This is a genomic window from Deltaproteobacteria bacterium (assembly GCA_009929795.1).
Classification (GTDB): Bacteria; Desulfobacterota; Desulfovibrionia; order Desulfovibrionales; family Desulfomicrobiaceae; genus RZZR01.
Genome location: RZZR01000265.1, coordinates 1 through 2,429, shown reverse-complemented (window position 1 = coordinate 2,429; position 2,429 = coordinate 1). Strand labels below are relative to the sequence as shown.

General features: G+C 61.6%; 2 protein-coding genes. Both read right to left on the bottom strand.

Annotation, left to right across the window (positions count from 1 at the left end; all coding sequences use genetic code 11):
- Positions 1-100: 100 nt before the first annotated feature.
- Positions 101-748 (bottom strand): hydrogenase-4 component E, encoded by a 648-nt coding sequence (locus EOM25_14015; GenBank protein NCC26290.1) that lies wholly within the window; start codon positions 746-748, stop codon positions 101-103.
- A gap of 2 nt (positions 749-750) precedes the next feature.
- Complete coding sequence (locus EOM25_14010; GenBank protein ID NCC26289.1) at positions 751-1,653, bottom strand: hydrogenase; 903 nt, start codon at positions 1,651-1,653, stop codon at positions 751-753.
- Positions 1,654-2,429: the final 776 nt, after the last annotated feature.

Genomic DNA, 2,429 nt, shown 5'->3' with positions numbered 1-2,429 from the left:
GTGCCCAAAAGAATCGCCCGCCGCAACCCGTTGCCCTTGAGCATCAGGGAGAGAAATCCGCCCGCTGCGGGAATGAGCACAAGGCCTTGAAGCAGCATGATCAATCCTTGAGGGATGAGAGGCTGTCCATGTCGATGGAATCGAACTCGCGGTTGATGTGATGGATGGCGATGCCCATGACGAACACAGCCACGAAGAGGTCGAGCAGGGTCGACAACTCCATCCACAGGGGCCCATGGGGCGAAAGGGTCACTCCGAACAGAAAAATGCCGTTTTCCGCCACCAGATAGCCGATGACCTGGGTCAGGGCCTTTTTGCGGGTCACCAGCAGGAGGAACCCGGTCAAAGAAGTCATGAAGGCGGTGGCAAAGGCCAAATCCGAAAGGGCATGATCAGGCATGGGCAGGCCGCCCTGCAGCCACAGGGCGAACAGAAGACCAGCCAATCCGGCCAGAATGGTCAGGTTGTACCCGACCAGAGGCTCTATCTCCGGGGAAGGCTTGACCCGCCTGAAGGTCCACATCAGCAGCCATGGAAAGGCGATGCCCTTCAGGCCGAAGACCATCAGGCTGAATCCCCAGGTGTAGGTGGTGATCTGACCGTGGGCCGCCACCAGGGGAAGGACTCCCAGAATCATGCCTTGAAAGGCCACTCGAACGATCAGCGAGCGAACCCGGGACGAGGCCAGCAGGGCCAGATTGGCCAAAATGAGCCCGATCATCAGCGATTGGACGAGAACTGTGGTCATGATCAAATCCATACCAGGATGACGGTCAGCACCGCGCAGCTTACAGCCATGGCAATGAGACGCGGCACGGTGGTCAAACGGAGCCGGGCCATGGTGGACTCAACGACACCCACGGCCAGGGCCAGGCCGAACATGATCCCGAGGCCTATCGCGGCCGCAGCCCCCTGACCCACGGGCAACCCTTGGACCAGCACGTTCATCAGAAGGGCGCCCAGAACCCAGAACTTCACGGCCGATCCGAATTCGATCACGGCCAGATCGGGGCCACTGTGATCAAGGATCATGACTTCGTGGATCATGGTCAGTTCCAAGTGGGTGTTGGGATCGTCGAAGGGAATCCGACAGTTTTCCAGCAGGGCCAGGATGAACAGTCCGACCGAGACCAGCAGGAGCACTGCCACGTCCACGGGAACGCCAGTGCGGGCGAAAATCCCTGAAAGGGACAGGGACTGCGTCCCCTGGGCCAGGGCCAGAAGCAGCAGGAACAGGGCCGGCTCGGCCAGGGTTGAAAAGGCCGCTTCGCGCGAAGCGCCCATTCCTTCGAACGCCGACCCGGTGTCCAGAGCGGCCAGAATCAGACCTACCCGGCCCAGGGCCAGCAGATAAACGAAAAGGATCGCGTCTCCGTCAAAGGAGACCAGAGCCGGGGCCCCGGCCCAGGGCATGAGCGTCAGGGCCGCCAGCACCGCCACCAGGGAAACGATGGGACCCGCCCGAAAGACCCAGCTGGCCGTCCGGCTGTAGACCGCGCCCTTGGACAAAAGCTTGCGTAGGTCAAAATACATCTGCAGAAGGGGACGGCCCTTGCGGCCACCGAACATGGCCTTGGCCCGATTGATCAGGCCGAACAGGAAGGGGGCCAGGAGCAGACCCACCGGAAAGAACAGCGACGATACGTAGTTCATGACTAACCCGCCCTCATGGCCAGCAAAACGACCAAGGCCCCGATCAGGGAGAGGATGTAGAGGTGTGTCTTCCCGTGCTGAAGAACGTGGACCCGTTCGCAGACCCGGCCGATCAGATTGAAAAGCGGCCGGACCAGTCCGGTGTCGAACCAGTCCTTCATCATTACGGTCTGCCGGGATTTTTTTGGGAAAAAATCAGTTACCGGATCCTCCTCCCGACCGACCCCGGATACTGGACGCATCAACGTGGTCAGAGGCTCAGCAAAGGAACCGCCGCTGTACTGCATCCTGGCGCTGGGCGCGGTGTATCCGCAATCCCAGGTCCCGGCGCGGCCCACCGATCGTCCGGCCAGTACCCGGCGCCGGATGAGGGCCCCGACGACGATGAACAGGAAAACTGCAGCGGCCATCAGGGACGTCATGCCCAGGGCCCGGGCCCCGACATCGGCCACGGCCGTGTCAGTCGGGCCTGAGAACATGGCCACCGCAGGCAGGACAAGCCGAAAGACAAAGGGAGCGCCCAGACTCATGCCCAGGCATCCTCCGGCCAGAAGAAATATGGCCACGAGTTCTGGCTTGGCCGGATCGTGGGCTTTCCTGGCCGCCTCGGTCCGGGGCTCGCCCAAAAAGGCCAGTCCAAAGGCCTTGGTCATGGTGACTACGGCCAGTCCTCCCACCACGGCCAACCCGGCCACAGCCAGCCAGAAGACCGAGGCCTGGACGAAATCGAGCTGAAAGGCCGTTTTTCCGGCCCCGAGATAGATCATCAATTCGCC

Coding starts and splice junctions, on each gene's coding strand:
- EOM25_14015 (NCC26290.1), bottom strand. CDS start 748: ATGACCACAGTTCTCGTCCAATCGCTGATGATCGGGCTCATTTTGGCC.
- EOM25_14010 (NCC26289.1), bottom strand. CDS start 1,653: ATGAACTACGTATCGTCGCTGTTCTTTCCGGTGGGTCTGCTCCTGGCC.